The organism is Bradyrhizobium sp. 604_D8_N2_3 (assembly GCF_051810765.1).
Taxonomy (GTDB): domain Bacteria; phylum Pseudomonadota; class Alphaproteobacteria; order Rhizobiales; family Xanthobacteraceae; genus Bradyrhizobium; species Bradyrhizobium barranii.
In genome coordinates this window covers 1,931,955-1,957,500 of record NZ_JBPWPM010000001.1, presented here as the reverse complement: position 1 = coordinate 1,957,500, position 25,546 = coordinate 1,931,955, and the positions used below count along the sequence as shown (strand labels likewise).

At 60.4% G+C, this 25,546-nt stretch carries 25 protein-coding genes and 1 rRNA gene (1 of these 26 running past the window's edge); 10 read left to right on the top strand and 16 right to left on the bottom strand.

The features are described 5' to 3' along the window. The 5 genes from AB7245_RS09165 to AB7245_RS09145 form a co-directional block, all read right to left on the bottom strand. Positions 1 to 1,442, bottom strand: a 16S ribosomal RNA gene (locus tag AB7245_RS09165) (it extends 47 nt beyond the left edge of the window). Between the two features lie 616 nt (positions 1,443 to 2,058). Then, positions 2,059 to 2,859, bottom strand: coding sequence for a class I SAM-dependent methyltransferase (locus AB7245_RS09160; RefSeq protein WP_085398209.1), 801 nt, complete (start codon positions 2,857 to 2,859; stop codon positions 2,059 to 2,061). A 153-nt stretch (positions 2,860 to 3,012) separates the two neighbouring features. Further along, positions 3,013 to 3,801: an ABC transporter ATP-binding protein gene (locus AB7245_RS09155; RefSeq protein WP_085398208.1), complete on the bottom strand. Its 789-nt coding sequence runs from the start codon at positions 3,799 to 3,801 to the stop codon at positions 3,013 to 3,015. Then, positions 3,795 to 4,814: an ABC transporter permease gene (locus AB7245_RS09150; RefSeq protein WP_245343889.1), complete on the bottom strand. Its 1,020-nt coding sequence runs from the start codon at positions 4,812 to 4,814 to the stop codon at positions 3,795 to 3,797. Before AB7245_RS09150 ends, AB7245_RS09155 begins: the two co-directional genes overlap by 7 nt. Positions 4,815 to 4,834: 20 nt before the next feature. Further along, the gene (locus AB7245_RS09145) at positions 4,835 to 5,965 is read right to left on the bottom strand and encodes an ABC transporter substrate-binding protein (RefSeq protein ID WP_085398206.1); all 1,131 of its coding nucleotides are present in this window, start codon (positions 5,963 to 5,965) and stop codon (positions 4,835 to 4,837) included. Between the two features lie 440 nt (positions 5,966 to 6,405). On the opposite strand from AB7245_RS09145, the gene AB7245_RS09140 reads away from it, so the two are divergent. After that, complete coding sequence (locus AB7245_RS09140) at positions 6,406 to 6,747, top strand: hypothetical protein (protein ID WP_085398205.1); 342 nt, start codon at positions 6,406 to 6,408, stop codon at positions 6,745 to 6,747. Positions 6,748 to 7,039: 292 nt separating this feature from the next. Here the strand turns inward: AB7245_RS09140 and AB7245_RS09135 are convergent, their stop codons facing one another. Further along, complete coding sequence (locus tag AB7245_RS09135; RefSeq protein ID WP_439034206.1) at positions 7,040 to 7,477, bottom strand: YybH family protein; 438 nt, start codon at positions 7,475 to 7,477, stop codon at positions 7,040 to 7,042. 444 nt (positions 7,478 to 7,921) lie between these two features. Between AB7245_RS09135 and AB7245_RS09130 the strand changes: the two genes are divergently transcribed. Further along, entirely contained in the window at positions 7,922 to 8,485 is a 564-nt protein-coding gene (locus AB7245_RS09130) for an aminotransferase class III-fold pyridoxal phosphate-dependent enzyme (RefSeq protein ID WP_275552147.1), read from the top strand. Further along, a complete protein-coding gene (locus AB7245_RS09125) occupies positions 8,478 to 8,951 on the top strand; it encodes an aminotransferase class III-fold pyridoxal phosphate-dependent enzyme (RefSeq protein ID WP_283808584.1) in 474 nt (157 codons plus the stop codon). The genes AB7245_RS09130 and AB7245_RS09125 overlap by 8 nt, the downstream gene beginning before the upstream one ends. A 35-nt stretch (positions 8,952 to 8,986) precedes the next feature. On the opposite strand, the gene AB7245_RS09120 is transcribed toward AB7245_RS09125, so the two are convergent. Beyond that, positions 8,987 to 9,466: a MarR family winged helix-turn-helix transcriptional regulator gene (locus AB7245_RS09120; RefSeq protein WP_085403315.1), complete on the bottom strand. Its 480-nt coding sequence runs from the start codon at positions 9,464 to 9,466 to the stop codon at positions 8,987 to 8,989. Between the two features lie 156 nt (positions 9,467 to 9,622). Here AB7245_RS09120 and AB7245_RS09115 point away from each other — a divergent pair, with 156 nt between their 5' ends. Then, on the top strand, positions 9,623 to 10,951 hold the full coding sequence (locus AB7245_RS09115) for a Rieske 2Fe-2S domain-containing protein (protein WP_063985290.1): 1,329 nt from the start codon (positions 9,623 to 9,625) through the stop codon (positions 10,949 to 10,951). A 5-nt stretch (positions 10,952 to 10,956) separates the two neighbouring features. Then, a complete protein-coding gene (locus AB7245_RS09110; RefSeq protein ID WP_085403314.1) occupies positions 10,957 to 12,009 on the top strand; it encodes an ABC transporter substrate-binding protein in 1,053 nt (350 codons plus the stop codon). A 14-nt stretch (positions 12,010 to 12,023) separates the two neighbouring features. Here the strand turns inward: AB7245_RS09110 and AB7245_RS09105 are convergent, their stop codons facing one another. The 6 genes from AB7245_RS09105 to AB7245_RS09080 all read right to left on the bottom strand — a co-directional run bounded on the left by AB7245_RS09105 (position 12,024) and on the right by AB7245_RS09080 (position 18,639). Continuing rightward, a complete protein-coding gene (locus AB7245_RS09105) occupies positions 12,024 to 13,142 on the bottom strand; it encodes an ABC transporter ATP-binding protein (RefSeq protein ID WP_085403313.1) in 1,119 nt (372 codons plus the stop codon). An 18-nt stretch (positions 13,143 to 13,160) separates the two neighbouring features. After that, positions 13,161 to 14,723 (bottom strand): ABC transporter permease, encoded by a 1,563-nt coding sequence (locus tag AB7245_RS09100; RefSeq protein ID WP_439034205.1) that lies wholly within the window; start codon positions 14,721 to 14,723, stop codon positions 13,161 to 13,163. Between the two features lie 208 nt (positions 14,724 to 14,931). After that, the gene (locus AB7245_RS09095; protein ID WP_245344197.1) at positions 14,932 to 15,948 is read right to left on the bottom strand and encodes an ABC transporter substrate-binding protein; all 1,017 of its coding nucleotides are present in this window, start codon (positions 15,946 to 15,948) and stop codon (positions 14,932 to 14,934) included. Between the two features lie 47 nt (positions 15,949 to 15,995). Beyond that, entirely contained in the window at positions 15,996 to 16,409 is a 414-nt protein-coding gene (locus AB7245_RS09090; protein WP_063985295.1) for a Rieske (2Fe-2S) protein, read from the bottom strand. Continuing rightward, entirely contained in the window at positions 16,409 to 17,512 is a 1,104-nt protein-coding gene (locus tag AB7245_RS09085) for an amidohydrolase family protein (RefSeq protein WP_135217089.1), read from the bottom strand. Before AB7245_RS09085 ends, AB7245_RS09090 begins: the two co-directional genes overlap by 1 nt. Continuing rightward, entirely contained in the window at positions 17,509 to 18,639 is a 1,131-nt protein-coding gene (locus tag AB7245_RS09080; RefSeq protein WP_439034204.1) for an amidohydrolase family protein, read from the bottom strand. The genes AB7245_RS09085 and AB7245_RS09080 overlap by 4 nt, the downstream gene beginning before the upstream one ends. A 144-nt stretch (positions 18,640 to 18,783) precedes the next feature. On the opposite strand from AB7245_RS09080, the gene AB7245_RS09075 reads away from it, so the two are divergent. Beyond that, entirely contained in the window at positions 18,784 to 19,287 is a 504-nt protein-coding gene (locus tag AB7245_RS09075) for a MarR family transcriptional regulator (RefSeq protein ID WP_085403308.1), read from the top strand. A 241-nt stretch (positions 19,288 to 19,528) separates the two neighbouring features. Here the strand turns inward: AB7245_RS09075 and AB7245_RS09070 are convergent, their stop codons facing one another. Continuing rightward, positions 19,529 to 20,002 (bottom strand): Arm DNA-binding domain-containing protein, encoded by a 474-nt coding sequence (locus AB7245_RS09070; protein WP_343287581.1) that lies wholly within the window; start codon positions 20,000 to 20,002, stop codon positions 19,529 to 19,531. A gap of 526 nt (positions 20,003 to 20,528) precedes the next feature. Further along, positions 20,529 to 20,726 (bottom strand): hypothetical protein, encoded by a 198-nt coding sequence (locus AB7245_RS09065; protein WP_439034203.1) that lies wholly within the window; start codon positions 20,724 to 20,726, stop codon positions 20,529 to 20,531. On the opposite strand from AB7245_RS09065, the gene AB7245_RS09060 reads away from it, so the two are divergent. The 3 genes from AB7245_RS09060 (at position 20,719) to AB7245_RS09050 (ending at position 23,936) form a co-directional block, all read left to right on the top strand. Next, on the top strand, positions 20,719 to 21,870 hold the full coding sequence (locus tag AB7245_RS09060) for a fructose-1,6-bisphosphatase (RefSeq protein WP_349642911.1): 1,152 nt from the start codon (positions 20,719 to 20,721) through the stop codon (positions 21,868 to 21,870). The genes AB7245_RS09065 and AB7245_RS09060 overlap by 8 nt on opposite strands. 50 nt (positions 21,871 to 21,920) lie before the next feature. Then, on the top strand, positions 21,921 to 23,108 hold the full coding sequence (locus tag AB7245_RS09055) for a 6-phosphofructokinase (RefSeq protein ID WP_085403306.1): 1,188 nt from the start codon (positions 21,921 to 21,923) through the stop codon (positions 23,106 to 23,108). 96 nt (positions 23,109 to 23,204) lie between these two features. Next, positions 23,205 to 23,936 carry a protein-L-isoaspartate(D-aspartate) O-methyltransferase gene (locus AB7245_RS09050; RefSeq protein WP_084795290.1) on the top strand — a complete coding sequence of 244 codons (732 nt, stop codon included), beginning with the start codon at positions 23,205 to 23,207 and terminating at the stop codon, positions 23,934 to 23,936. 837 nt (positions 23,937 to 24,773) lie between these two features. On the opposite strand, the gene AB7245_RS09045 is transcribed toward AB7245_RS09050, so the two are convergent. Further along, on the bottom strand, positions 24,774 to 24,983 hold the full coding sequence (locus AB7245_RS09045) for a cold-shock protein (RefSeq protein ID WP_038945713.1): 210 nt from the start codon (positions 24,981 to 24,983) through the stop codon (positions 24,774 to 24,776). A 311-nt stretch (positions 24,984 to 25,294) separates the two neighbouring features. Between AB7245_RS09045 and AB7245_RS09040 the strand changes: the two genes are divergently transcribed. Next, positions 25,295 to 25,507, top strand: coding sequence for a hypothetical protein (locus AB7245_RS09040; RefSeq protein WP_085403304.1), 213 nt, complete (start codon positions 25,295 to 25,297; stop codon positions 25,505 to 25,507). Positions 25,508 to 25,546: the final 39 nt, after the last annotated feature.

The window sequence follows — 25,546 nt, the reverse complement described above, 5'->3', positions numbered from 1 at the left end:
ACTTCACCCCAGTCGCTGACCCTACCGTGGCCGGCTGCCTCCATTGCTGGTTAGCGCACCGTCTTCAGGTAAAACCAACTCCCATGGTGTGACGGGCGGTGTGTACAAGGCCCGGGAACGTATTCACCGTGGCGTGCTGATCCACGATTACTAGCGATTCCAACTTCATGGGCTCGAGTTGCAGAGCCCAATCCGAACTGAGACGGCTTTTTGAGATTTGCGAAGGGTCGCCCCTTAGCATCCCATTGTCACCGCCATTGTAGCACGTGTGTAGCCCAGCCCGTAAGGGCCATGAGGACTTGACGTCATCCCCACCTTCCTCGCGGCTTATCACCGGCAGTCTCCTTAGAGTGCTCAACTAAATGGTAGCAACTAAGGACGGGGGTTGCGCTCGTTGCGGGACTTAACCCAACATCTCACGACACGAGCTGACGACAGCCATGCAGCACCTGTGTTCCAGGCTCCGAAGAGAAGGTCACATCTCTGCGACCGGTCCTGGACATGTCAAGGGCTGGTAAGGTTCTGCGCGTTGCGTCGAATTAAACCACATGCTCCACCGCTTGTGCGGGCCCCCGTCAATTCCTTTGAGTTTTAATCTTGCGACCGTACTCCCCAGGCGGAATGCTTAAAGCGTTAGCTGCGCCACTAGTGAGTAAACCCACTAACGGCTGGCATTCATCGTTTACGGCGTGGACTACCAGGGTATCTAATCCTGTTTGCTCCCCACGCTTTCGTGCCTCAGCGTCAGTATCGGGCCAGTGAGCCGCCTTCGCCACTGGTGTTCTTGCGAATATCTACGAATTTCACCTCTACACTCGCAGTTCCACTCACCTCTCCCGAACTCAAGATCTTCAGTATCAAAGGCAGTTCTGGAGTTGAGCTCCAGGATTTCACCCCTGACTTAAAGACCCGCCTACGCACCCTTTACGCCCAGTGATTCCGAGCAACGCTAGCCCCCTTCGTATTACCGCGGCTGCTGGCACGAAGTTAGCCGGGGCTTATTCTTGCGGTACCGTCATTATCTTCCCGCACAAAAGAGCTTTACAACCCTAGGGCCTTCATCACTCACGCGGCATGGCTGGATCAGGGTTGCCCCCATTGTCCAATATTCCCCACTGCTGCCTCCCGTAGGAGTTTGGGCCGTGTCTCAGTCCCAATGTGGCTGATCATCCTCTCAGACCAGCTACTGATCGTCGCCTTGGTGAGCCATTACCTCACCAACTAGCTAATCAGACGCGGGCCGATCTTTCGGCGATAAATCTTTCCCCGTAAGGGCTTATCCGGTATTAGCACAAGTTTCCCTGTGTTGTTCCGAACCAAAAGGTACGTTCCCACGCGTTACTCACCCGTCTGCCGCTGACGTATTGCTACGCCCGCTCGACTTGCATGTGTTAAGCCTGCCGCCAGCGTTCGCTCTGAGCCAGGATCAAACTCTCAAGTTGGACTTGAACTTTGAACCGGCTGATCACAACGTTTGACGAGGTCCCACCATTATTTCGACAACCGAAGTCGCCGAGCTGCCCGCGATTCACATCGCTGGCAGCGATGGTGTTTCCTTTAAAACGTGTACCGCCGAAGTCTTTCGTCCCCTCTCAGAACTCAAAAGCCGAAGCTCTTCAGTGTCCGAGAGGCGCAAGGACTCCGCCGTCCACGTTTCTCTTTCTTCATCTTCACTTGTCAAACAGCCCGGGACCACGAGGCCCCAACCTTCCAGAGTGGAAGGGTTCCGACACCCTTACCGACGATGAATGAACTCCAATCGACTTACGTCGACTGTTGTGTCACTCAACAAGGTGAGGAGCATCAAGAGCGTGCATGCTTCCCTTGGCATCTAGGCCAAAGAGAGCGCCCGACAGACGAGCAACGCTGGAAAACGCATAGACGCTCACTCACCTGACTTCAAGCAGAAAATGAAAAATTTCCACTTCGCCAATCTTCTCGTATCCGCGTAGCAGAGCAGCAAGCCTGCTCGTCCTGGTTAAGCCCAGACGTTCATCGACTTTCCACCCGGGCACTCAGATAGTCAGGACCTCGGAAGAGACCGCTCTGGCCGTCGAGTTAGGGAACGATGCCTCTGCACGCCCACGCGACGTTTGCAAAGGACCTCGGGCCGTCGGGCCGGCCGGCCTCGTAGGCATCGCGCACGGCGGCGTCGGTGCGCGCTCGCTCCGCAGCGTCGAGCGCTGCCACATACTTGCCGAGCGGCCCTTCGCCAGCGGCAATCGGCGTCCAATAGTCGGCAAAGCTTTTGTAGTCCATGCGGATCATCAGCTCTACTTCCGCAATGCTCACGAGACCCTGTTCGGCAAAAGTCCGTCTCAGTTCGCCCGGCTGCATCATTGGTTGAAAGCAATAGCGACTGCGCAGCTGGCGCCCGCTTTCACCGAGTGCCGCCACCGTGTCGACCATCATGCGCATGCCGGGCATCCCGCCGAGATGATCCCACACCGCTGCCGCGACCACGCCGCCCGGCCGAACGACGCGGCGCATCTCGGCTACTGCCTTACCGGCTTCGGGAACGAAGTGGAGCACGAGAAGCGCCAAAGCGCGATCGAACGTGCCGCCCTCGAAGGGCAGTGCACAGGCATCAGCCTGCCGGACTTTTATTCGCGGGTTTGTGTTGCGCCGGATCACGTCCTCGACAAAGACTGGTGAATAGTCGATCGCGGTAATCTCGGCGAGGTCGGCGGCTCTGGCGAGCGTGAAGGTCAGGCTACCGGTGCCACAGCCGATGTCGAGAATCCTTTCGCCGTCGGAAATCCCTGTGAAGTCGATGAATTTCCGCGCGAGTCTTCGGCTCCAGCGGCCCATGAGCTGCTCATAGCCCGCGGCGTTGTGGACGTTGAATTCTGAGGTCATCGAAGTCTCCGTGCGCTTCCCAGATTTTTAGATCTCCACGAGGTGGCTGCACAGCCGCTAACACAATCGCATTGCGATCGCGGCGAGAACGCCGTGCTGCTTGCTCTGTGGATGCGTATGAGAAGATCCGTCACGGCGAGCTCCTTTTGAGGGCTACCATGCCTCATCGAGGCCGAGTTGCCCAAACACCTCGCGACGAAGCTCAACGAAGTGCGGATCGCCCCGGTGGCGAGGATAGGGCTGGCTGTTGACGACTTCAGCCTTGACCCGTGCAGGCCGGTCGCTCAGCACGATGACACGGCCAGCAAGCAATAGCGCCTCCTCGACATCGTGCGTGACCATCAGCGCCGTGAAGCGCGAGCGCTGCCAAAGTGATACGAGTTCCGCCTGCATCGCGATGCGAGTCAGCGAGTCGAGCTGGCCCAAAGGTTCGTCGAGAATGAGCAGCTTTGGGTCGTTGACAAGCGCACGCGCCAGAGCCGCGCGTTGCGCCATGCCACCGGAAAGCTGGTGCGGGTAGGCATTGGCGAAGCCCGTGAGCCCCACCAGGCGCAAGGCGTCTTCGATACGCCCGCCATGAGTGCGTAGCAACCCGCGGGCTTCCAGACCGAGCGCAACGTTGCTCCGTACCGTCCGCCATGGATAGAGCGTTGGGTCTTGAAAAACGACGACGCGCGACGGATCGGGTGCTTCGATCTCTCTTCCCTCCGCTAGCAGGAAGCCGGCTGTTGGAGTGTCGAGCCCCGCGACCAGCCGCAGCAGGGTCGATTTTCCGCACCCACTCGGCCCCAGGAGAGCGACAAATTCGCCGCGGCCGACCTGAAGGCTGATGCGGTCCAATACCGGCAGGGGCTGCCCTTCGAGATCGAAGCTGTGGCTCACTTCGCGGAGCGTTAGCGTCGATCCACGGACCGCGTGATCGCTTGCGATCGCCGCTACCATCGCACCAGACCTTTCTGCCAGGATAGCAGGCGGTCCCGCAAGCGGAACAGCAGCGTGATCAGCCCTGAGCACAAGAACGCCATGAGCAGCAGCGCGGCGTACATATTGGCATAGGCCGCCCAACCTTGCGCCCATTGCAGGTACCAGCCGAGCCCCGCCTTCACGCCCAGCATCTCGGCTACGACAAGAACCGCAAACGAGTTGCCGAGACCCATGAACAGGCCAACAAAGACATGTGGCATTGCCGCCGGAATGGCAACCTTGAGCACGAGGAAGCGCTGGGTTGCTCCCAATGTCCGCGCAATATCGTAATAGGCGCTCTTCACGCAGGCGACGCCCGACCAGGTCAGCACGGTGACCGGAAACCCGGTGGCGAGCGCAATCAGGAAAATGCTGGCGCTGAAGCTCGACGGGAAAACAAAAAATGCGAGCGGCAGCCAAGCTGTCGCGGGCAGCGGCCCGATGAACCGCAAAACTGGGTGGATCCAATAACCGGCGAGCCGCGACCAGCCGATCGCCACGCCGGTTACGAACCCCACCGCCGCACCGAGAAAGTAACCGGTCGCGAGCAGACGCGCTGAGGCGAAGATGCCTTCAGCCAGCCGCCCCCAATCATCGATTACGACTTCGACAACGGCCTGCGGCGGCGGAAAGAACGGCAACGGCAGCAATCCAAGCTTTGCTGTGACGGCCTCCCAGGCAGCAAAAAACAGCGCGAGCGCAAACAGCCACGGGGAGAGCCACTGGAGACGCTGAAAAGCAACAAAACGAACGCCGGCAAAGGCTGCCAGGGCGAGCGCAAGGGCCAACGCGCCGCAGGCAATCGCGAAGCCGCCGGTGTAGGCCCAATCGCTCTCGGGCTTATCCGGCCAGAGCGCAGTGAGCACGGCGACCATAGACCATGCGGCGGCAACAGACAGTCCGCCGATCAACGACCGAGTGGTCGAACTTTCAAAAAAGCCGAAACCCGATTTCTCTGATGGCCTCGGCACTTCATCGATGACCGAGCTCACTGCGGATCTTCCCAATCGGCTCAGCTTAGAACGTCAAGATAAATCCGCTCGGCGAATTTGGCCGGGTCAGTGCTTCGCTTCATGACGTTCACTGCCTTGAGTTCGTCGGTGTAGAGTAGAAGCTGCTTCTTGAGCGTTGCCCCGACCGGGTGATTGTGGTGAGTATGGCTGCGATACATCGTGGCGAGATCCTCTACGGATCCTCTCCCGCCGTAGCCCGAATAGATTGCTGCGGCATCGGCGGGATCGCTGGCAACTAGGTCTGCCCCCTCCAGTATCGATCGGGTCAGAGCGGCCGCCACCGGCATTTCGCTTCGGGTGAGGCTGCCACGTATCGCGAGAACGCAGCAGGTGCGGTCGGCGAATTCACCCGTCAAGTTCGTCGCGATCTCGTTGAGTTTGCCTTCCTTGAGCCAGAGGTAGGGCAGCGGATCTATCTCGGCCAGCGCCTGCACTTCGCCCTTGTCGACGGCAAGCGCGAGCAGATTGGCCGGGTACTGGCGCCACTCTACCTCTTGGGCCGGATCGATGCCCTTTTTGGCGAGGTAGATCGAAAAGAAGTTCTTCGCTGGGCTCGCTTGATCGCTAATCCCGATAGCCTTGCCGCGCAGGGATTCCAGGCTGTCAATATTCGCAGCCTTGGAGCCGAGGAGCCGGATGCAGCCGCCGTGCACACCGGCGGTGATCCGAACGTCGAAACCTTGCTCCAGCGGTTTGAGCCAGCGCAGGGCCAATCCCAAACCGGCATCCGCCTTGCCAGTTGCAATCGCCTCCAACAACTGGTCGGTCGAACCGCCGAAATTGACGAATTCGACATCGAGGTTGTGCTTGGCGAAGATACCCCGCTCCTTTGCGACTGCCGCAGCGACGGTGCACGCCGCGTTCGCATTCCAGGCGAGTTTGAGTTGGCGGGGTGGGCCCTGCAGCTCTTCACTGCTCGCTGCGGCGCGACAAATAAGAGGCTCGCCGGGAATATAAGACAGCGATCCAGTCCCGGATGCCGTCAGCGCGCGAGCCGCTCCAAACATTCCAAGCGGCGCCGTGGCGCCGAGGGTGCAAACCAACGTCAACACCGAGCGGCGGGAGAAGGCGCCCCGCTTCGCTTCGGACAGACCTTTCGTCAAGCTGTTGCCAATTTCGCGCTTTTCCATGTGTCGCTCCCAAACTCGCGTGTGAATGGAATAGAACTGGGCGGCGCTTTGCGGGGCCTTAGCTCACCTCTCTTTGGGCATCATCCGAGCCCGTCTGCTACACGGGTGTGAAGAGCTTCACATTAACGCAAAAAATTGAAAGGAGATAGCCGCGCGGCGATTAAGGCTCTTGTCAATCGTGTTGACCTACTCACGGCGGCGTCTGTCGCATTTGATCGCGATCGGCGCGAGTAGATGGTCAATATCTGAGTCGACACGCACCAGCATGCATGGAGCCTGCGTTGCGCGAATTGAGCAACGCCCGGACCGAGATCATGCAGGATAGGCTGAACTTCGACGCTAAGTTCAGCATGCTTTGGAATGGTCGGCTTCCCGCTTCGCTAGCTTGATCCCGGGAATGGCATCAATGTTGCGCCGGGGCATACTTACAAGGAGGTCGCATGATTACCGCCGTTGTACGATACACACTGCCGCCGCAGATCGACCACGCCGCGTGTCGCGAGCACTTTCACAAGATCGCCCCCAACTTCCGCGGGGTGACGGGGCTGATCAGCAAGCACTTCATCTGGTCCGAAAGCGGCTGGGCGGGCGGCGTGTACCAGTGGGAGCGTATCGAGGACGCTACGGCGTTCTACACCGGGCCGTGGCTCGAGGGCATCATCCAGCGCTACGGCATGAAGCCGCAGATCGATTTTTACGAGGTTTTTGCGGTAACAGACAACACGCGCGGTAAGGTTGAGCTGTTCGAGGAGGCCGTTGCTCCAAATGACCCCAGCAGATAGCTCTTCTACCGCACTAGCGCGTAGAGGTGGCGTTGTATGAGAGGATAGCTGCGGAATCCTCACGTCATCGTAGGTAGCAAGTCCACGCCGCGACCGAATGCGACGATCACTCTGATCTTGGCTCTTCGGAGACGTGCCGATCAGGGCAAATGTCCGCGTTTCGCCAAGAACTGCCCTCCCCGTTAAGTCGCAGTTTGACCCAACCCGGACATATCTTGCACCGGAGACAAGTAGCCCTTTTGGGCGTCCGGTAAGGCCGCCGCCTCGCCGGACCGATTAAGCTTCGACCGCTTTAGTTGAATGTTTGCAGCCTCAATTTGAGCGATCCGTCGGCTTGGCGTTCGAAGACGTGCGTCGCCAAACCACTGAAGGGAGACGGCTTGCCCTCCTTGTCCTTACCCGTAGCGCTCCACTTGGCTGTGCCGAAGACTACCTTGTCGTCTCCGCCGGCATCGATCATCTCCAACTTGTGATCCGTCACACCGCTCGCGAAGAGTCCGGCAAAGAACTTCTCGATCTCGGTCGGCCCCGACGCGACCTGATGTGTGGGCGGCATCAATTTTGCCGTCGCGACATAGGAGGCGCCGATGGCTTTCTCGTCGTGCTTATTAAATGCGGCATCCCAAGCGGCGTAAGCCTTCTCCACGTCCCCCTTGGCGTCCGCGGCCAACGAAATTCCCGGCGCGCCGAGCAGACAAATGAGTAGTGTTGATGTTTGAGCCAACTTCATAGGATACTCCTCTGTTGGATAACGCCTTTCCCGAATGATTAGATCATCTCTCCGGTCGTCTGCCGCGGCTGCGCTCCCGCCAGCATGACGACACCGTCGCCGGTCGCGCTGTGGCCGGCCATTGTTTCATTACGAAAGAGGTGCAGGCGATGGCAACTTCAACGGCGCCGTTCACCTCGGGAGTCCATATCGCGCGTCATGACATCGCTAATGCATCCGGTCCACGCGCCGAACTTCAACCACCACGACCAGTTTTGCGAAGGCAAATTCAGCTGGTTGCCGGAAGAGTCCATCCAATAGTTCGCGGAACAGCAATTCCGGGCAATTACCGTCAACCACGTTGACAAATGGGAGAGAGCGACGGCGCACACATTGCCTAGACCGGAAATCCCCGAGCTGGTCACGGTGTAATTCGCCTTTTGGCCCTTAGCTGACTTTGCCGCGTTGGAGATCGCGCCGGAAGGGTTTGACCATACTTTCCTCGCCGGATCCGGCTCCGAGGCGGTCGACACCGCCCTTAAGATGGCGCTGGCCTATCACCGGGCGCGCGGCGAAGGCCATCGCCAGCGCCTGATCGGGCGCCAGCGCAGTTACCATGGAATGGGATTCGGCGGACTCTCGGTCTCGGGCATCGGATGGCAGCGGGCGCAGTTCGGCGTCATGCTTCCGGGGGTGTCACACCTTCCTCACACACATGATCTCGCGCGAAATGCGTTCAGCAAGGGCGAGCCCGAGCACGGCGTCGAATTTGCAGATGCGCTGGAAGGTCTCCTGACCGCGGTGGACCCCTCGACAGTCGCAGCCGTCATCGTCGAACCGATAGCTGGCGCCGGCGGCGTGCTGCCGCCGCCCAAGGGCTATCTCAAGCGGCTGCGCGAGATCACCAGCAAGCACGGCATCCTGCTGATCTTCGATGAGGTCGTCACCGGCTTCGGAAGACTAGGGGCGCCGTTTGCCGCACAGGCTCTAGGCGTCACGCCGGACCTCATGCGCGAATGGGATGAGTAACGGCGCCGTTCCAATGGGAGGCGTGCTGGTTCATCATCATGTGCACGAGGCCATGTCGCAGGGACCGGAGGCCACCGTCGAGCTCGCTCACGGCTACACCTACTCCGGCCACCCGCTTGCCTGCGCCGCCGCGATTGCCACCCTGGATGTCTATCAGGAGGAAGGCATCTTCGAGAAAGTCGCGCGCATCGCCGGGACATGGGAAGCCGCCATTCACGACATCAGGGGCGCCGGCGGCGCGGTCCGCGATATCCGCAACCTCGGGCTACTTGGGGCCGTAGAGATCAAAGCTGCCCCGAACGCTCCTGGTCAACGGGCCCGCGCCGTGGCGAACAATTGTTTCGAAAATGGGATCTTTGTTCGCGCTGTTGGCGATACACTGATCCTGTCGCCGCCTCTTATCATCAACGAGGAGCAGATTGGTCAGATCGCCGATGGCATCAAGAGCGGCATTCGGACATTGTAAGATACTGAGACGCAAACAGAGGCCGCCGGAGACCGTTACAGGAATTTCTCGCGGCCCTGTGCTTTGATCTCGGTCTCCAGTTGCTGATCGAGCTTGTCGAGGCTTCGCCTCAAAACCTCGATTTCGTGCGGATCGAGCGCGGCCATGAGCTTGCGCTCGACCCGAACAACGAATTTCTCGATATCCTTGTAGACCTTGCGGCCATCGGTCGTGAGGCTCAGGCTGGCGCGGCGGCGGTCCGCTTTATCCACGTCACGATGAATCAGCCCTCGGCGCACCAGCAATTCGATGGAGCGCGCGACCTTGAACGCATCGGACGAGGTCAATGTCGCAAGTTGCGTGGCCGTCAGCGGCTGATGCCTGGCAATGACCGCGAGGCTTCGCCAGGCCGGCATCGTCAGCTCGTAACGATCTTCGTACATGGGGGAGATGAAGCTGCCCAGCCGCGAAGCGATGAGACCGAACCGGTATCCGGTCCAGTTCTCGAGCGGGAGGATCGTGCTGACCTTGTTCATCAAGACAATTTGCTCGCGGTGATGGGAGCAGAACCATAACGAGTTGCACTGCACCGCTCAACCGCTCGCTTTCCGGACGATCGCGTCATTGACGCAGGGGCGAATTACTTGCATAATGCAAATAATAAGCATTCAAAAGAGCTAGGGAGGATCACCATGTCGAAATCGACTGACGGCCAGGATCTGACGCTGGTTGGCCCGGGTACGGTCATGGGCGAGATGATGCGGCAATACTGGATACCCGCCGCCCTCTCTTCGGAACTATCGGTCGACGGCGATCCAATGCGCCTGATGCTGCTTGGTGAGCAGCTCATTGCCTTCCGTGACAGCTCGGGCCGGGTTGGCGTGCTGGATCATCAATGTCCACATCGCTGTGCCTCGCTGTTCCTCGGCCGTAACGAGCAGGACGGCATCCGTTGCGTCTATCACGGCTGGAAGTTCGACGTTGACGGCCGCTGCCTCGAAATGCCGAACGTCCCCCCTCCGCAGGATTTCAAGGAAAAGGTCCGCGCAAAAAGCTACAGGGTTCGCGAGTGCGCGGGCCTCATATGGGTTTACATGGGCGCGCGGGCCGAGGCGCCGCCGATGCCGATGCACGAAGCGCTGTTCGTTCCGGAGCAGGATCTGACCGTCACCATCCTCCAACGCGAAGCCAACTGGCTCCAGGGCCTCGAAGGCGATATCGACACGTCGCATTTCGGCTTCCTGCATGCCGGACACATCAACCCTGATGATTTCGAGGAAGGCCACCCGGCCCGTCACACGGTTTCCAACCGAGCGCCGGAGTACAAGGTCACCGAGACCGACTGGGGCACGATGTACGGCGCGTTTCGGCCGGAAGCGGACGATCGAATGCACTGGCGCATGGCGCATTTCTCACTGCCGTTCTGGACCCAGACCCCGAACGCCGACTTTGCCGACCACGTGGTCGCCAAGGCGTGGGTGCCCATGGACGACACCCACACGATGCTGATCTCGATCTATGGCGGCCGCGCCAAGGGGGCGACTTACTCGAGTTCCAAGCTGAAATCCGGTGGCGGCATCCCCGGGGCCGACGGTCTGGATTATCTGCCCAACACCACGGACTGGTATGGGCGCTGGCGTGCGGTCCAGAACATCGGCAACGACTGGCAGATCGATCGCGAAGCTCAGCGCACCAACAAGATCTACACCGGCATCCGCAACATCGTGATGCAGGACCAAGCCGTCACGGAAAGCATGGGGCCGATCGTCGATCACACCAAGGAACATCTCGCACCGAGCGACGTGATGATCGCGCGGACGAGGCGGCGCCTGCTCAACGCTGCACGGGCATTCGCCAACAGCGGCACCGTGCCGCCCGGCGTCGACGATGCCGAGGTGTTCTGGAACGCGCGCGCAGGCTCCTACTACGCTGACGCGAAGATCGACTGGCTCGAGGCCTATCAGGACAAGTTGAAGACCGCCATTCGCTGGCGTGCCCCGAGCCCGCAAGCCGCGGAGTAGCGACAATGGCCACGCCGGACCGGGAAAAGCGCGCGCGCATCACGCGCCGCGCTACGGTGTTTGGACTGACCGCCTCTTCGATCCTGCCATCGATCATGGCCCCGTCGAGAGCGGAGGGCGAATGGTCCGCGTTGGTCGCAGCCGCAAAGAAGGAAGGCCGCGTGGTGCTCTACAGCGCGTTCGTCGGCCTTGCCGCGCACAAGGAGCTCAAGAAGGAGTTCGAGTCCGCCTACGGAATCACCGTGGACATTCTCGAAGCGCGCGCGAGCGAAGTCCGGGAGCGCATCCGCATCGAGCAGGCCGCGGGCCGCAACGCAGCCGACGTCTCCGAGAACGGGCGGACCACGACCACGCTGCAGATCAAGGAGGAGCGTGTCTTCGAACCTCACGGCCCCCTCCCCAGCCTCGGCCGTCTCAAGGCGGACTTCCCAAGCGACGGCATGCGGCTCCCTGTCTTTGCGATCGTCTACGGCATCCTGGCGAATACCATGCTGGTCAAGCCGGCGGACGAGCCGAAAAGCTGGCTCGACCTGACGGATCCGCGCTGGAAAGGAAAAATCCTCAGCGACGATCTGCGGACGCTCGGCGGCGGCGGCGTGCTCTTCTCGGTCCTGCAGGACCTCTACGGGCGCGCCTTCCACGAGAAGCTTGCCCAGCAGGACCTGAAGTTCAGCCGGGAGATACCCGCAAATGAGCGCCGCGTAGCGCGCGGCGAATACCCGCTCTACATCCCCGACAGTCTGACATCGCTGCTCGAACTCAAGGGCCTCCCGGTCAAGTTCATCGCGCCAAAGGAGGGGCTGCCCTACGTCGGCTACGATCTCGCGCTGCTGAAGAATGCGCCTCACCCAAACGCGGCGCGGCTGCTGATGGAATACTATCTGGGCAAGACGATGCAGCAGAGCCTTGCGAGGCTCGGGCTGCTGCCGACCACGGCGGACGCGCTGACCGGTGTCGATCCCGCGGTGGCACAGATCGAAACAACGAAGCTTCTCGGCACCACCGATCCCGAACGCATGAACGAGATGCTGTCTTTGGCTCAGCAGATCTATCGCTGAGAGGCACCCCCGGCTTAAGGGGCTGCGCCGGCCTGCTCCGGCACTGCCCAAGCTGATTGCTGCGGAACGACGACGGTCACATTGTCTCCGACGGAGAAGCCACCGAACGGCGGCGCATCGACATTGAGGCGGCTATCGTCGGTCTGCACCACGACCGACCGGATCGGGCCGCGGAAGATCGTGTGCGCAATCTGTCCGGACCATCGAAGCTCGTGGTCACTGTGAGCCGCATCCGGCGCCGCGATACGCGCGTCCTCGGGACGAACCATGACGGTCACGGGCCGCCCGGGCCGGATCTCGCTTGCCGACTCGCACGCTCCACGCCAGCCCTTGCCGACGACGTTGAGCCGCACCCGGCGATCGTCGATCCGCGTGCAGGCCTCCACACTGGCCTCCAGCAGGTTCGGTGTTCCGAAGAAGGCCGCCACGATCCGGTTTGCGGGATAGCGATAAATTTCCTCGGGCGCACCGATCTGCTGGATTCGGCCGCGATCCATCACGACCACACGGTCGGACAACGCCATCGCTTCGGCCTGATCATGTGTCACGTACAGGCTCGTCATCCCAAGCCGTCTCTGGATCGAACGGAACTCGTCGCCCATCTGCAGACGGAGCTTTGCGTCGAGATTGCTGAGCGGCTCGTCGAGCAGCAGCACCTTGGGTTCGAAGACGAGGGCCCGCGCGATCGCCACTCGCTGCTGCTGGCCGCCGGACAGCGCCGGTGCCGGCCGCTCGGCGAAATCCTGCATTTCGACGAGGCGGAGTGCCCTGGCGACGAGATCGCGTATCTCGGCCGCGGATTTGCGGCGCACCCGCAGCGGATAGGCGACGTTCTCGAAGACGGTCATGTGCGGCCAGATCGCGTATGACTGGAAGACCATGCCGAGCCGCCGGCGCTCCGACGGAACAAAGACGCCGCGAGCCGCATCGCTGACGACCTCGTTGCCTATGCTGATGCGGCCGCCGGAATTTTGCTCGAGGCCCGCGACCATCCGCAACGTCGTGGTCTTGCCGCACCCCGACGGCCCCAGCAGGGTGACGAATTCACCCTCGCTGACGCGCAGGTCGACGCCGTCGACCGCGACGAAATTACCGAAGCTCCGGCTCACCTTCTCAAGAACGACATTCGACATGGCACGATCCAAGCCTGGTCACATTCCACCGATACGGCTGCTGATGAACTTGAGTTGAACCCAACGGAAGACGATCACGAGAACCATCATGATGAGCCCAATGACACTGACCTGCTCCGCATTGCCGTTCGCCCACAGCTTCAGCAGCACGACAGACAACACCTCGGAGCCGACAGAATAGAGCAGAACGGATGCGCTCAGCTCGCGCATGATGCCGAAGAACACCAGCACCCATCCGACGGCGAAGGAAGGCCAGGCCAGGGCAAGGACGATGCGCCTCATGGTTTGCAGCCAGCTTGCGCCATGCACCCGGGAGCACTCCTCGAGGTCGAACGAAAGCTGCGCATATGCGCTCGACATGGCGCGCACCGAAAGCGGCGTCCCAAGCGAAATATAGGCCAGCAGCAGCGCCCAGATCGTGCCGTAGATCGGAATCGCGTGAGGCAGCAGAGCAAACCCCCAGAGAAACCCGACACCAAGGACGATGCCGGGCATCATCCACGGCAGCCAAGCCATCGAATCGATCAGCAACCGGCCTCGCCACTTCGTTCGGACCGAGACATAGGCGACGGTTGCGCCGAGCAACATCGTCAGCGTGGCGCCGACGAGGCCCAGGAACATCGTGTTGCTGAACCCGCGCCAGAACTCGCTGCTGCCGAACACCGCCTGATAGTGCTCGAGTGTCAGCATGTCCCACTGGTAGAACCCGAAGAACTTGAAGAACGAGCCGATGATGAGTTGCCCGACCGGGAGGACCACCGTCACCACAAAGAACAGAACGCAAAAGGCAAAGGTTGCCCATCGCCATGCACCGAGTTTCATCACCGAAGGTGAATAGCCCTTGCCGGTGATGGTCTGAAAACTCCGGCCGCGCAGCATCCGCCGCTGCAGAAGAACGATCAGGAACAATAGCGCCATGATGACGAAGCTGATCGCGGTTGCATACTGATATTGCGGCGGCGACCGCTGGTTGATCGAGTCGTAGATGTCCGTCGTGATGACCCGAATTCCCGCCGGTGAGCCGAAGAAGAGCGGCGACTCGAAATTCTCGATGCCGCGAATGAAGCTCAGGATGGCCGCACCGGTCAGCGCGGGCAGCATAAGCTGCAGCGTGACAGAGCGAAAAGTTCGCAGGCGTGATGCGCCGCACATGGTCGCCGCCTCCTCGAGACTCGGATCCATCGCTCGGAAGGCGTCCACGATAAGAAGAAACAGGAACGGCACGGAATACTGCATCATGTGCCAGACTACGCCGCCATATGAATAGACGTTGATCGGCGCTGTCTCTGATCCCGTGACCCACTGATAGAGCTGATTGAGCAATCCGACCTGCGGATTGCCGAGCATGCCCCACGCCATTGCGGTCAGGATCGGGGGAATGAAGAATGGCAGCGTGATCAGGACTTCCAGAGCCCCCCGGAATGGCGTGTCGGTTCGCGCCAGTATCCAGGCGAGCAAGACGGCCAGGATTACCGAAGGGATGGTCTTGGCCAGGGATATGCCGACGGTGTTGAGGAGTGTCACCGCGCTTTGCAGCGTGATGACGTCGCGATATCCGTCCAGATTGAAAGTGCCGGCCATTCCCGGCGGCGTCGAATGCAGGCTTCCATAGAGCAGCATCGACAGCGGATAGACGGAAAGGAAGGCGAGAACGACGACGAGCAGAGCGAGCGCCGCAAGGCGGCCTGCCGCAGTCGCCTGCAGCCACCGCCCGATCCCGCTCAGGCCGGTCGTACGCCTCTCGACGAGGTTGTTCACTCCCTCTCCGGCTGAAACGCTCATGGGTCTCTCAGGGGTAAAGCTTCTTGGCGAGATCCATCATCGAGGAGCGCTCAGCCAGCTTGGCGGGACCAATGATCTTGGCGTTCACGAACTGCTGCGCGTCCGGATTGGCGCGCTCGGCGGCCGCGGCGTTCACCGGAAGCATCCATGCGTTCGCGTAGAGCAATTGCGACTCGACGCTGAGGAAGTGGTCGATGAACAAACGCGCAGCGTTGGGATGCGGCGCGTTCTTGAGCACCGCGAGATCCATCTCCGCGAAAGGTGCACCCTCCTTCGGAATCACGACTTTCACCGGCAGCCCCTTCAGATCGGACGTAAAGGCAAAGATCTGCGGGATATAGATGGCGTACTCGCCGCGAGCGACGCGCCGCGCGTCGTTTCGCATATCGCGGCTGAACACGGGCTTTTGCTCGGCGAGCTTCTGGTTGAAGTCGGTGCCCATGGTCTTTTCCAGGATGGCGAACATGGTATTCCCGCTGCCGAGCGGCCGCATGTCGTCCGAGAGGATCTTGCCCTTCCATTTGGGATCGTTGAGATCGTTCCAGCTCGTCGGGATGTCCTGCTCCTTGACCAGCCGCGTGTTGATGAGGATGCCCATCGGCTGCATGAAGGCCGGCACGCTGTATTCATTGGCTTTGAACGGCGGTCGCAAATGGGCGGCATTCGGGATCGGCGGCAGTTTCTGCACGAAATCGCCGTTCTTGAGTTGCTCCTCGATCATGGTCGTCGTGACCATTTCCGCGTCGCCCAGAAAGCGGCCGGCCGCCTGCTCGGTGCGGATGCGCTCGGAGAGCTCACTGGCACGGAGGTCGAGACTCTCGACCGGAATTCCGTACTTCGCTTCGAACGACTTGAGGACAGCCGTGAAGTAGGGAGCGCCCAAGGCCATGTTGTAGACCACGACTTTGCCTTCCTTCTTGGCGGCCTCGACGACCTTGTCCCAAGAACCGTCCTCGGCTTGCGCGGAGCTCAACAGACCCACGAAACAGGCGACAGCCGCCGACATCCCTAGCTTGAACACCACTTACTCCTCCCAATGCGCTTTTATTTGCTTAATTGATTCACTGGTCTTCAGACTTCCAAGACAACATATTGCTTGTCGATCGTGACCTGAAACGTTTCGGCGCGCAGCTCGCCTTCGATCAGCGCGCCTCCGGGCTCGACTTTCAGCTCATAGCTTCGGACCTTGGTGCGATCCGGCTCGCACCATGACCGACCGGTTCGCAGATCGAATTCCCAGCCATGCCACGGGCAGCGCAACAACTCACCACGACGGCTGTATTGATAGTCACCGGGCCCCGTCGCCTCGACGAGCCCGACGATGCGTCCCTTGCACAGGGACGCCCCCTCATGCGGGCAACGATTGCCGACGGCGAAATACTCGCCCTCGACATTGAAGATGCCGATCTCGCGTCCATTGACCTGGACCAGCAGGCGCTGGCCCGGCGGGATCTGATCCACGGTCGCAACCACATGCCGCGCCATCAGTCCAGCCTGTAGAACTTGCGCGCATTCTCGTAGAGAAGCTGCTCGCGCTGGGCCTGTGTGAGGTTGGCACGAAACGCGTAGCGCGGATCGTCGAAATCCCAATGCGGGTAGTCGGTGGAGAACAGCAGCCGATCCCATCCGATCCTGTCGAACAGATCGATCAATTCGGCCGACGTCGCCGGCTCTTCCATCGGCTGCGTGCTGAACCACACCTGCTCGCGCACATATTCCGACGGCGGCTTCTTCACATGAGGAACCTCGCTCCGAAGGCGTGCCCAGTGCTTGTCCATGCGCGCATTGAGCGACGGTACCCAGCCCAAGCCGCCTTCCATGATCACGACGCGCAACTCGGGAAAGCGCGCCAGGACCCCTTCGAAGACAAGGCTCGCCACGACCGCCTGCATGGTCTGGGCGACCGAGTGATGTTCCTCCATGTAATAGGATGTCCATCCGCCGCCGGTCGATGGATGGCCATTGGTGCCACCGACATGAATCGTGATCGGCAGGTTGTTGCGCACGGCCGCCTCATAGATCGGCCAGTAGCGCCGGCGTCCGAGCGGCTCGTCCGTCTTGGGCAGGATCAAGATCTGGGTAAAGTTGGGATCCCCTCCCCTGGAATCGATCTCGGCGACGGAGGCAACCGTGTCTTCCTGGGCGATCAGCACCGAGGCCCTCAAACGCGGCTCCTGCTTCACCCAGCGTTCGACCTGCCAGGTGTTCATCGCGCGGGTCAATGCGACGCCAAGGTCGAGATTTCTCTGACTGCCCGGATTCCAGCGCAGGGGTATCAACATGCCCACCTCGATCCCGTTCGGATCGAGGTGCTGCTTCTTCATCAGGTCAAGGCTCGATCCCGGCGGCCCACCCTCCTCCGGATAGGCATCGATCCGCGCAGCGTCGGGCGACATGCGCGGATGCGACAGCGCCTCGGAGAAGGCGTGGCGCAGGTGGCTGCCATAGACCGTAAGATGCTCGATCCATTGCCTTTCCAGATAAGGATGCACCTCGGTCCAGGACGTCATCGCCGGATGGATGTCGCAATCGATGACTTTCAGCTTGTAGTTCGAGGCCCGTGGCCGTTCCAGTTCAACGGTGCTCATGGCACAACCTCCATGATCTGATCGGCCGTGGCCAATCGCGAGTAAGTGGCGAGCGCATTTTCACTGGCGATCTTGCGGAAAAGCGCATCAGGGAGCCGGCCGGAGAGAACCGCATCCCCGTCGAAATGCCAATGCGGATAGTCCGTCGAGAACAGGAACAGTTCGTCCGACTTGATGTGATCGGCGAGCCGCATGATGGCCTCGCCGTCGTCCGCCGCATCGACCGGCTGGACGGTGAAGCGCACATTGTTACGGATGATCTCCGACGGCGTGCGCGTGACCCACGGAACCTCGGCTCGCACGCCTTTCCATGTCTTGTCGGCGCGCCAGATGAACCCGCTCAGCCACGTCAACCCGGATTCGATTGCAACGACCTTGAGCCCGGGAAACTTCGCGAACACGCCCTCCGATATCAGGCTTTGAAGCTGGCTCTCGAATGCGGCGGATTGCGCCACATAGTCCTCGACATAGTATGACGGCCACCCGACGGCGGTAGGCGCATATCGATAGGCGCTTCCTGCGTGAATTCCGATCGTCAGGCCGAGGCGCTCGGCGCGTTCGTAGATGGGCCAGAGATGTCGCCGGCCCAGCGTAGTTTCACCGGACACCAGCATGAGGACCTGCACGAACCGGAAGTCGTCGGTGCGGCGGTCGATTTCCGCCACGGCGAGTTCCGCGTTGTGCGACGGGATCACGATCGAGGCGCGGAGGCGCGGATCCCGATTGAGCCAGTGATCCCTGATCCAGTCGTTGGTCGCCCGGCAGAACGCTGCCGCCATATCCTCACTGTGAAGGACCTGCGCGCCGTAGAGGCAGTTCAGAATTCCATAGCGTGGTCGAAACCGATCGAGCACATGGTCTTGCATCGCTTCGAGCGAGGAGCCCGCCTTCGCACCACCCGGGAGAAGCCAGTCCGGACGACAGGATAGTGGCGAGTTCTGCGGGTAGCTGGTCAGGCTCAGATTGAGACGGTCGAGCGCGCGGACGGAGACCATCTCGCGCCAATAATCGTCCAGATAGGGCAGGAGGACGCCCATCCCGGGCACAGCCGGATGAAGGTCGCAATCGATTGCGCCGGCATACGTCCTCGCCTGATCAAGACCGGCGACCAAGCCGTTTCCTTCCATGTCACTCTCGCCACTTTTTTCTTGGAATTGGGAGATTGGACGCTATGTTGATACATCAATAAATGTTTTGTCAAGAAATTTGATCTGGATCAATGCGCTGCAAAATGCGGGACTTGGAACGAAGTCCATTGGAGATCTTCGAAAATGCCGGCGACCAAGAAATTCGAGAGGGAGAAAGCTTCGGACGAACGTTCCCGGAATGCCGGAATGCTGGCCCGTGAACATGTGGCCGTGCTGGTGTCGACCCTCGGCATGCGCCTCAACAGAGGCGCGACTGCGTATTACCGCGCGGCCTGGAACATCGGCATCGTGGAATGGCGTCTTCTCATGACGCTCAAGAGCATCGAATCCCTCAATGTCAGTGAACTTTCCGACGCTGCCGACGTCGACAAGGCTGCAGCAAGTCGCAGTCTCGCCATCCTGGCGGATCGAGGGCTGATCTCGATCGAGCAGACTCGCTCCCGTGGCAGAGCCGCTATCGCCAAGCTTACCCGCGAAGGTAGAGATTTCGCCACTAGAATGGCCGAAGCCTCGCGTAAGCGCGAGGCTCGGCTATTCAAAGATTTCCCAATCGCCGACAAAAAACAATTGTCGCAACTTTTACTTCAGCTTTCTAATGCCTTGGATCATGCTGATTGGGAGCACTAACGGATCAGACAGCAGCGGAAGGATCAAGTGAGCTACGACGCTCAAGTCCACCCCGCAGAACGTTTCTCGATAGGATGTCCCCGTCTCACTCACGGCACGCGCGACGCTCTTGCCCTCCTTAGGGAGACGACCGGCGGTTTCGGATCGCCCCCAAGGTCCTGCTAGATGGCGCATTGTTCTGAAAGTTGTAGCCGTCTCTCGCTTTTCAACCCGGATCGGCCGCAACAATTCGTAGACGTGGCTAGGCTTGATCTCTGGGATCGTGAGTTTCCAATTGTCGGGCCAGCGTACCGTTTGAGCGACGACGGCCATTGACTGCGATGCTTCGTGCTCCAGATCGACCAGTGCTTGCGCATGTAGATTTCGGCGCACAGCTCGAAAGTAGGCAGGGTGACCTTGGTCTCTCCGGCTTTCGCTTCCTCAGGCGCCGCTCGCTTCTCCACACGATGTCGACGCCGGGTGCGCTGCGATCGCCTTTGACACGAAGACGCGCTGCGTCGCGGGCAAGCCGCGCGTCCTTTAGCGACACGTCTTTGAGCGATCCTAGACCGAGCCAGCGCGGCTTACCTTCTTTCCAGTATCGGTAGCACCAGTTCTGGCACTCGCGACGACGAGGTAGAGACCGTCGCCGTTGTTGTTGCTGGCTGAGAAGATGATGACGGCACTGCGAAAATGCGAATAACTTCCGTTGGTCACTTTTGAGGGGCTGTGTAATAGGCCAAGCGGTCTCCCATCCTCAAGCAAGTCGATCTGGTCGGACCACTGTCAAAGTCTTGGCACTGGCCTGTTTCCGGCGACAGTGGCCTAGTTTGAAATGACAACGTGGCCCGTTTTGTTCTGGGCCAACCATACGGTGTATTCACGGGCGGAACACGCCGTCATAGATTGCCGAACTTTCCCGATCTTGGCACGATCTGCAATAGACGCCGCATTCTGACGGGCAATATCATTTCCCGTTTCAGGACTATGGAGGGCGGGCGCGCTTCGCGGGCTAGCTCTTAGTCCGTATTCCTGACCGCCTCAGCTAGTATGGCGTAAAGCTGGCGCTTGCTGAGCTCTTTGGGCTGCCGCTTCTCCAGTGGTTTCGACACCTTCTTACCTACAGTGCGGGCACAAGCGGCGGACAATGCCGCTCTCTTCCGGTCTACCCCTGTGAACGGAAATCGTCAGACTGCACCGGCGTGTATCACGCGGGCCAAAACCGGACTCGTGCACCGCAGAAAATGATGCGCATGATCTACTTATCCTATCGGTTCTGGTATGATCCCTAAGGTGGTTGAAGATCTCGGGAAGCGGATGAGCCCGAATTTTTCGAGCAGGAAGGGCATCTGCGGAACCGAACGTAGCATCAGACGTTCTTTCGGCGTATGAGCAGCGCCGTCGCCCCGGCGCAGCCCGCGCAGAGGCGTCGCGCTGTGCTGGTCGGAGAGAATGCTCATGAGACTCACTCTTTCGGTCATCAAGGCTGACGTTGGCTCAGTCGGCGGGCATACGAAGCCATCTTCACGCATGATGGCAGCTGTCGAGGGCGAGGTCGCGAAGGCGATCTGCAATGGTCTGTTGATCGACGGTTTTGTCTGCCACACCGGCGACGACATTGCGATCATCATGACGCACACACGTGGCGAGGGGAGCTCAGAGATCCATCAACTCGCCTGGAAGGCGTTTCTTACGGCCACTTCGGTTGCAAGGACTTCCGGTCTCTACGGCGCCGGCCAGGATCTTCTCGCAGACGCACCTTCCGGAAACATTCGCGGTGCCGGCCCGGGCGTCGCCGAGCTCAGCTTCGACCACAGCCTCTCGGGGCCGAGACCCGCGGAATCATTCATGGTGTTCGCCGCCGACAAATGCGGCCCCGGCGCCTATAACCTGCCGCTCTACCTCGCCTTCGCTGATCCCATGTATTGCGCCGGGCTGATGCTACCCCCGATGATCAAGGGATTCCGTTTCCATGTCATCGACATGGACCACACGGCGGGCGACAGCGTGATCGAACTCGACGCGCCCGAGGACAACTACCACATTGCCGCGCTGCTCCGCGACAACGAGCGCTTTGGCATTGATCGCATCGTTTCTCAAACATATGGCGAGGTTGCCGCCGCCGTGTCGGCGCAACGTCTTCACGCAATCGCAGGCAAGTACACCGGCAAGGACGATCCGGTCGCAATCATCAGGAACCAGGGAATTTTCCCGGCGCCCGAGGAGATTATCTCGCCCTTCGCCAAGGCACACTTCGTGGGTGGCGATGCGCGCGGCTCGCATGTGATGCCGCTGATGCCCGTGCCGCTCAATACACCGGTCACTGGCATGTACTGCCTGCCGATCGTTTCTTGCGCTGGCTTTTCGGTCGACAAGGACGGCCGCTTTTCCGAGTCCTATACCGATTTCTTCGACAACCCGGCGTGGGACGAGGTGCGCCGGCGCGCGCAACGCAAGGCAATCGAGATGCCCAGCCAGGGCTGGTCCGGCGCTGCGATGCTGCCATATTCTGAGCTGGAATATGGCGGCTTCCGCGACACCGTATCCGCACTCGTGAAGCGATTTCGGCTGCGTGAGGAGCGCAAGCCGGAGGCGGCCGAGTAGCGAAGCTGCGCTGTGCATTATTACGACCTGCCAATGCTGGGAGGTTTGGCTTGGCGAAAAGACGCATCGGCATTCTCACGGGCGGCGGCGACGTCGCCGGCCTCAACGCAGTCATCAAGAGCGTGACTTATCGCGGCAGTGAGAACGACATCGAGGTCGTCGGTCTCCGCCGTGGTTGGGAGGCCCTCACGCACTTGAACCTCGAGGACCCGACCAGCAGGTCTCACTATGTCATCCCGCTCAACCGTGAAAACACTCGCACTATCGACCGGCGCGGCGGCACCGTGCTGCACTCGAGCCGCATCAATCCGTCCAGAATACAAAAGCTGCCCGATCATCTCGTCGGCAGGGACGTTCCAGTCTCCCTGAGTACCAAGGACGGCATCGTAACCAAGACCTGGGACCTCACCGGCCAGGTGCTGGCGAACCTTTCGGGGCTCGGAATCGAACACCTGATCGCCATCGGCGGCGACGACACGCTCAGTTATGCGGCCAAGCTCAACGAACTCGGCGTCAAGATCATCGCCATCCCGAAGACGATGGACAACGACGTCCGCAACACCGAGTACTGCATCGGCTTCTCGACCGCGATCACCCGCGCCAGCGATGCCATCCAGCGACAGCGCACCACTGTCGGCTCGCATGAGCGAATTGGCATTTTCCGCGTCTTTGGCCGCGATGCTGGATTCACAGCGCTCTACGCCGCGTATGCGACCTCGATACGATGCGTCATACCGGAGTACAAGGTCAACCTCGACAAACTGATCCAGCTGCTCCTCGAGGAGAAGCGAGCGAACCCAAGCAACTACGCGCTGATCGTGCTCAGCGAGGGTGCCGAGTGGGAGGGCTTCAACCTGCAGGAATACGGCGAGCCTGACGCCTACGGTCACCGCAAGAAGGCCAACGTGGCGGAATCGCTTGCCGACGAGATCAGGCGGCGCGCCGGCGAGGAGACGATCACCTCCGACCTCACCTACGACCTGCGATCGGGCGATCCGGACTTCATCGACAAGCTTGTGGCCCTGACTTTCGGCAACATGGCCTACGATGCCATCCTGGAAGGCAAGACCGGCCTCATGTCGGCGCTGGTAGAGGGCTGCTACGACCTCGTGCCCATCCCTGACGCCAAGCTCGGCCCGCGCAAATTGGACGTCGCCAGCAGCTACAACACGGAGCGCTATCGCCCCATCTACGGCAACAAGCAGGGGTTGCCGATCTTTCTCAACCGCGCGTCATAGATAGATGGTGACCCAAGCGCCGGCATGACTGGTTGCTGCGGGTGCGTCGCAACCGGCCTTGTCGCCGCAGCGCCACCGAGATCGGGGAGACGGCTCATGAGGACCTTGCTGCTGCTCGTGCTTTCTATGGTGACCGTCGTGCGCGAAGTGACCGCACAGGACGCGCAATGCGTCCTCGAACGCGCCGCCATGGTCGAAACCATCCGGTCTTACGCCCGGTCCCACGTCAGTGTTTTGGGACAGCAGGGGCTGTCGGGGAGAGTCCTTGAGGCCATGGGGCAAACACAACGCCATCTGTTCATCCCTGAGCGATCTTGCTCCATCGCATACGCAGACATGCCGCTTCCGATCGGCGCCGGCCAGACCATATCGCAGCCATTCATCGTGGCCTTGATGACTCAGCTGGCTTACGTCGCGCCCGATGATGTTGTGCTCGAAGTCGGTACGGGTTCGGGCTATCAGGCTGCCATCCTTGCGCACCTGGCGCGAAAGGTCTGCACCATCGAGATCATCCCGCAGTTGGCCGCAGCCGCAGCCAAAACGCTCAAAGACCTCGCGTATGACAATGTGAGCGTTCGGCTTGGCGACGGCTATGCTGGCTGGCCCGATTGCGGTCCTTTTGAAGCAATCATCGTCACCGCAGCGCTCGGGCACGTACCGGCGCCGCTGATTGAGCAGCTCAAATTGGGTGGCCGGCTGGTGATGCCGGTGGGACCTGCCTACACCACTCAGCAACTCACGGTGGTGGAAAAAACCGGCCCGGGCAAGACAACAACGCGCGCCGCCAGCCTCGTGCGGTTTGTACCCTTTACGCGCTCACCAGATTAAAAGCCAATCGACGTTTAATTCTTGAGCAGCACTTGCGCAGTCGCCTCGCTGGCTGGAGCCTTGCGGAAAGCGCCAGCTGTTCGAACCTGTCGGCTTCGGGTCAAAAGCTGCACTGACCGCCGCGAAGTCCAACTTCCGCTCTGCCCCTGTTAACGGACATCGTCAGACGGTCAGTCAGGTCCACCACCAGTTGTAACTCAAAAAGACCCGCGCGCGAAGGGGAACCGAATGCGCTAGGTCGCATTTCTAGACGTACAGGCACACTTGCTACGTCAAGCTGACCCTTTCACGACAACTTCCGAAAGGATGGCGACCATGCCACGGGTGAAGCAAGCTGCGAAGCACGCACGCGCAACCAAAGCCGCCGCCGTGACGGCACTCGGTACGGCCGGACTGGGTCTCTCGCTGGCGGGGAGCGCATCCGCGCACACGATACCCACTGCTCATATCCCGCATTCTGACAACATCTCGCCCAATCAGCGCTTCGTTCTTGGCGAAGAGGAAATGGCCGACGTCAGTCTCGCCACGTTCTATCTCTTCGATAAGGAAAATGCTGGAAGCGACGTGCAGCTAGCCGCTGTTGTTGTTCGCCGAGGTTGCGGTGGTTGCCGTGGCTGCCGTGGTTGCCGAGCTGTGCGTGGTTGCGGTGGCTGCGGGGGTTGCGGCGGCTGCTGCGCACGCTGGGGACGGTGCCGCTGGTGCTAAGTTCCGCGACCTAGCGGATGAACGATAAAACTTAACGAACAATCGTGCGGCATCTCCGCCGCAGGTCGGCGATGATATCCCCCCTGTAGCCTGCTTCTCAGTACATCCGTGAAACCGAAGCGTCGACCGATGTTATAGGGTCTTCAGATTTTCAGCGCTCGTCTTTCCGCGCCTCGGATCGGTCTTCTCCTCGAAGGAGACCTTCTGCCCTTCGGCTAGTCCATGAAGGCCCGCACGCTCGACGGCGCTAATGTGAACAAATACATCCGGCCCACCATTGTCCGGCTGAATAAAGCCAAAGCCCTTCTGGCCGTTGAACCACTTCACGACACCCGTTGCCATTATCCGTCTCCAACAATACCCACGAAAGAGTTCGCTACCCACAATCCGTGTGAGCAAATTCGATCCAGCGATGTCTTGGAAAGGCCCCCTCGGGGCGCGGCCATCAAGTCATTCAATAGGTCGAACCCCTTCACCATACCACCGGTGGCATGGGTTGCCACGGGAATGAGATGAGAGGGCGCCGCGGCTGGCCTCGGGTTCCGCGGCCTTCTCGAAGGGACTGTTCACGGCCCGCAAAACCTTGATTGCAATCAGCGGGCCGGCGGGCTTCTCTGTGCGGCGCACGCGCCCCAAATGCTGTAAGGAACACAATGCCCTACATCTTCTCGATCAACGACGACGTTCATCATCAAGCCCAGCGACCGCAGGGCCGCGCCGACAATGGCGGACGGACCGTCTACACAATTGTTGCATGCCTCCCGATTGAGGCGGACGGACGCATTCGATACCGCATCAAAAGCAAAACCGAGAATTTCGAGCGTGTTGTAACTGAAGATGAACTCAGTCAGTGGCCACAGCAGTAGGCGCGACAGTGGGCCTGTCGGTTGGTTCACAGGGGAGAT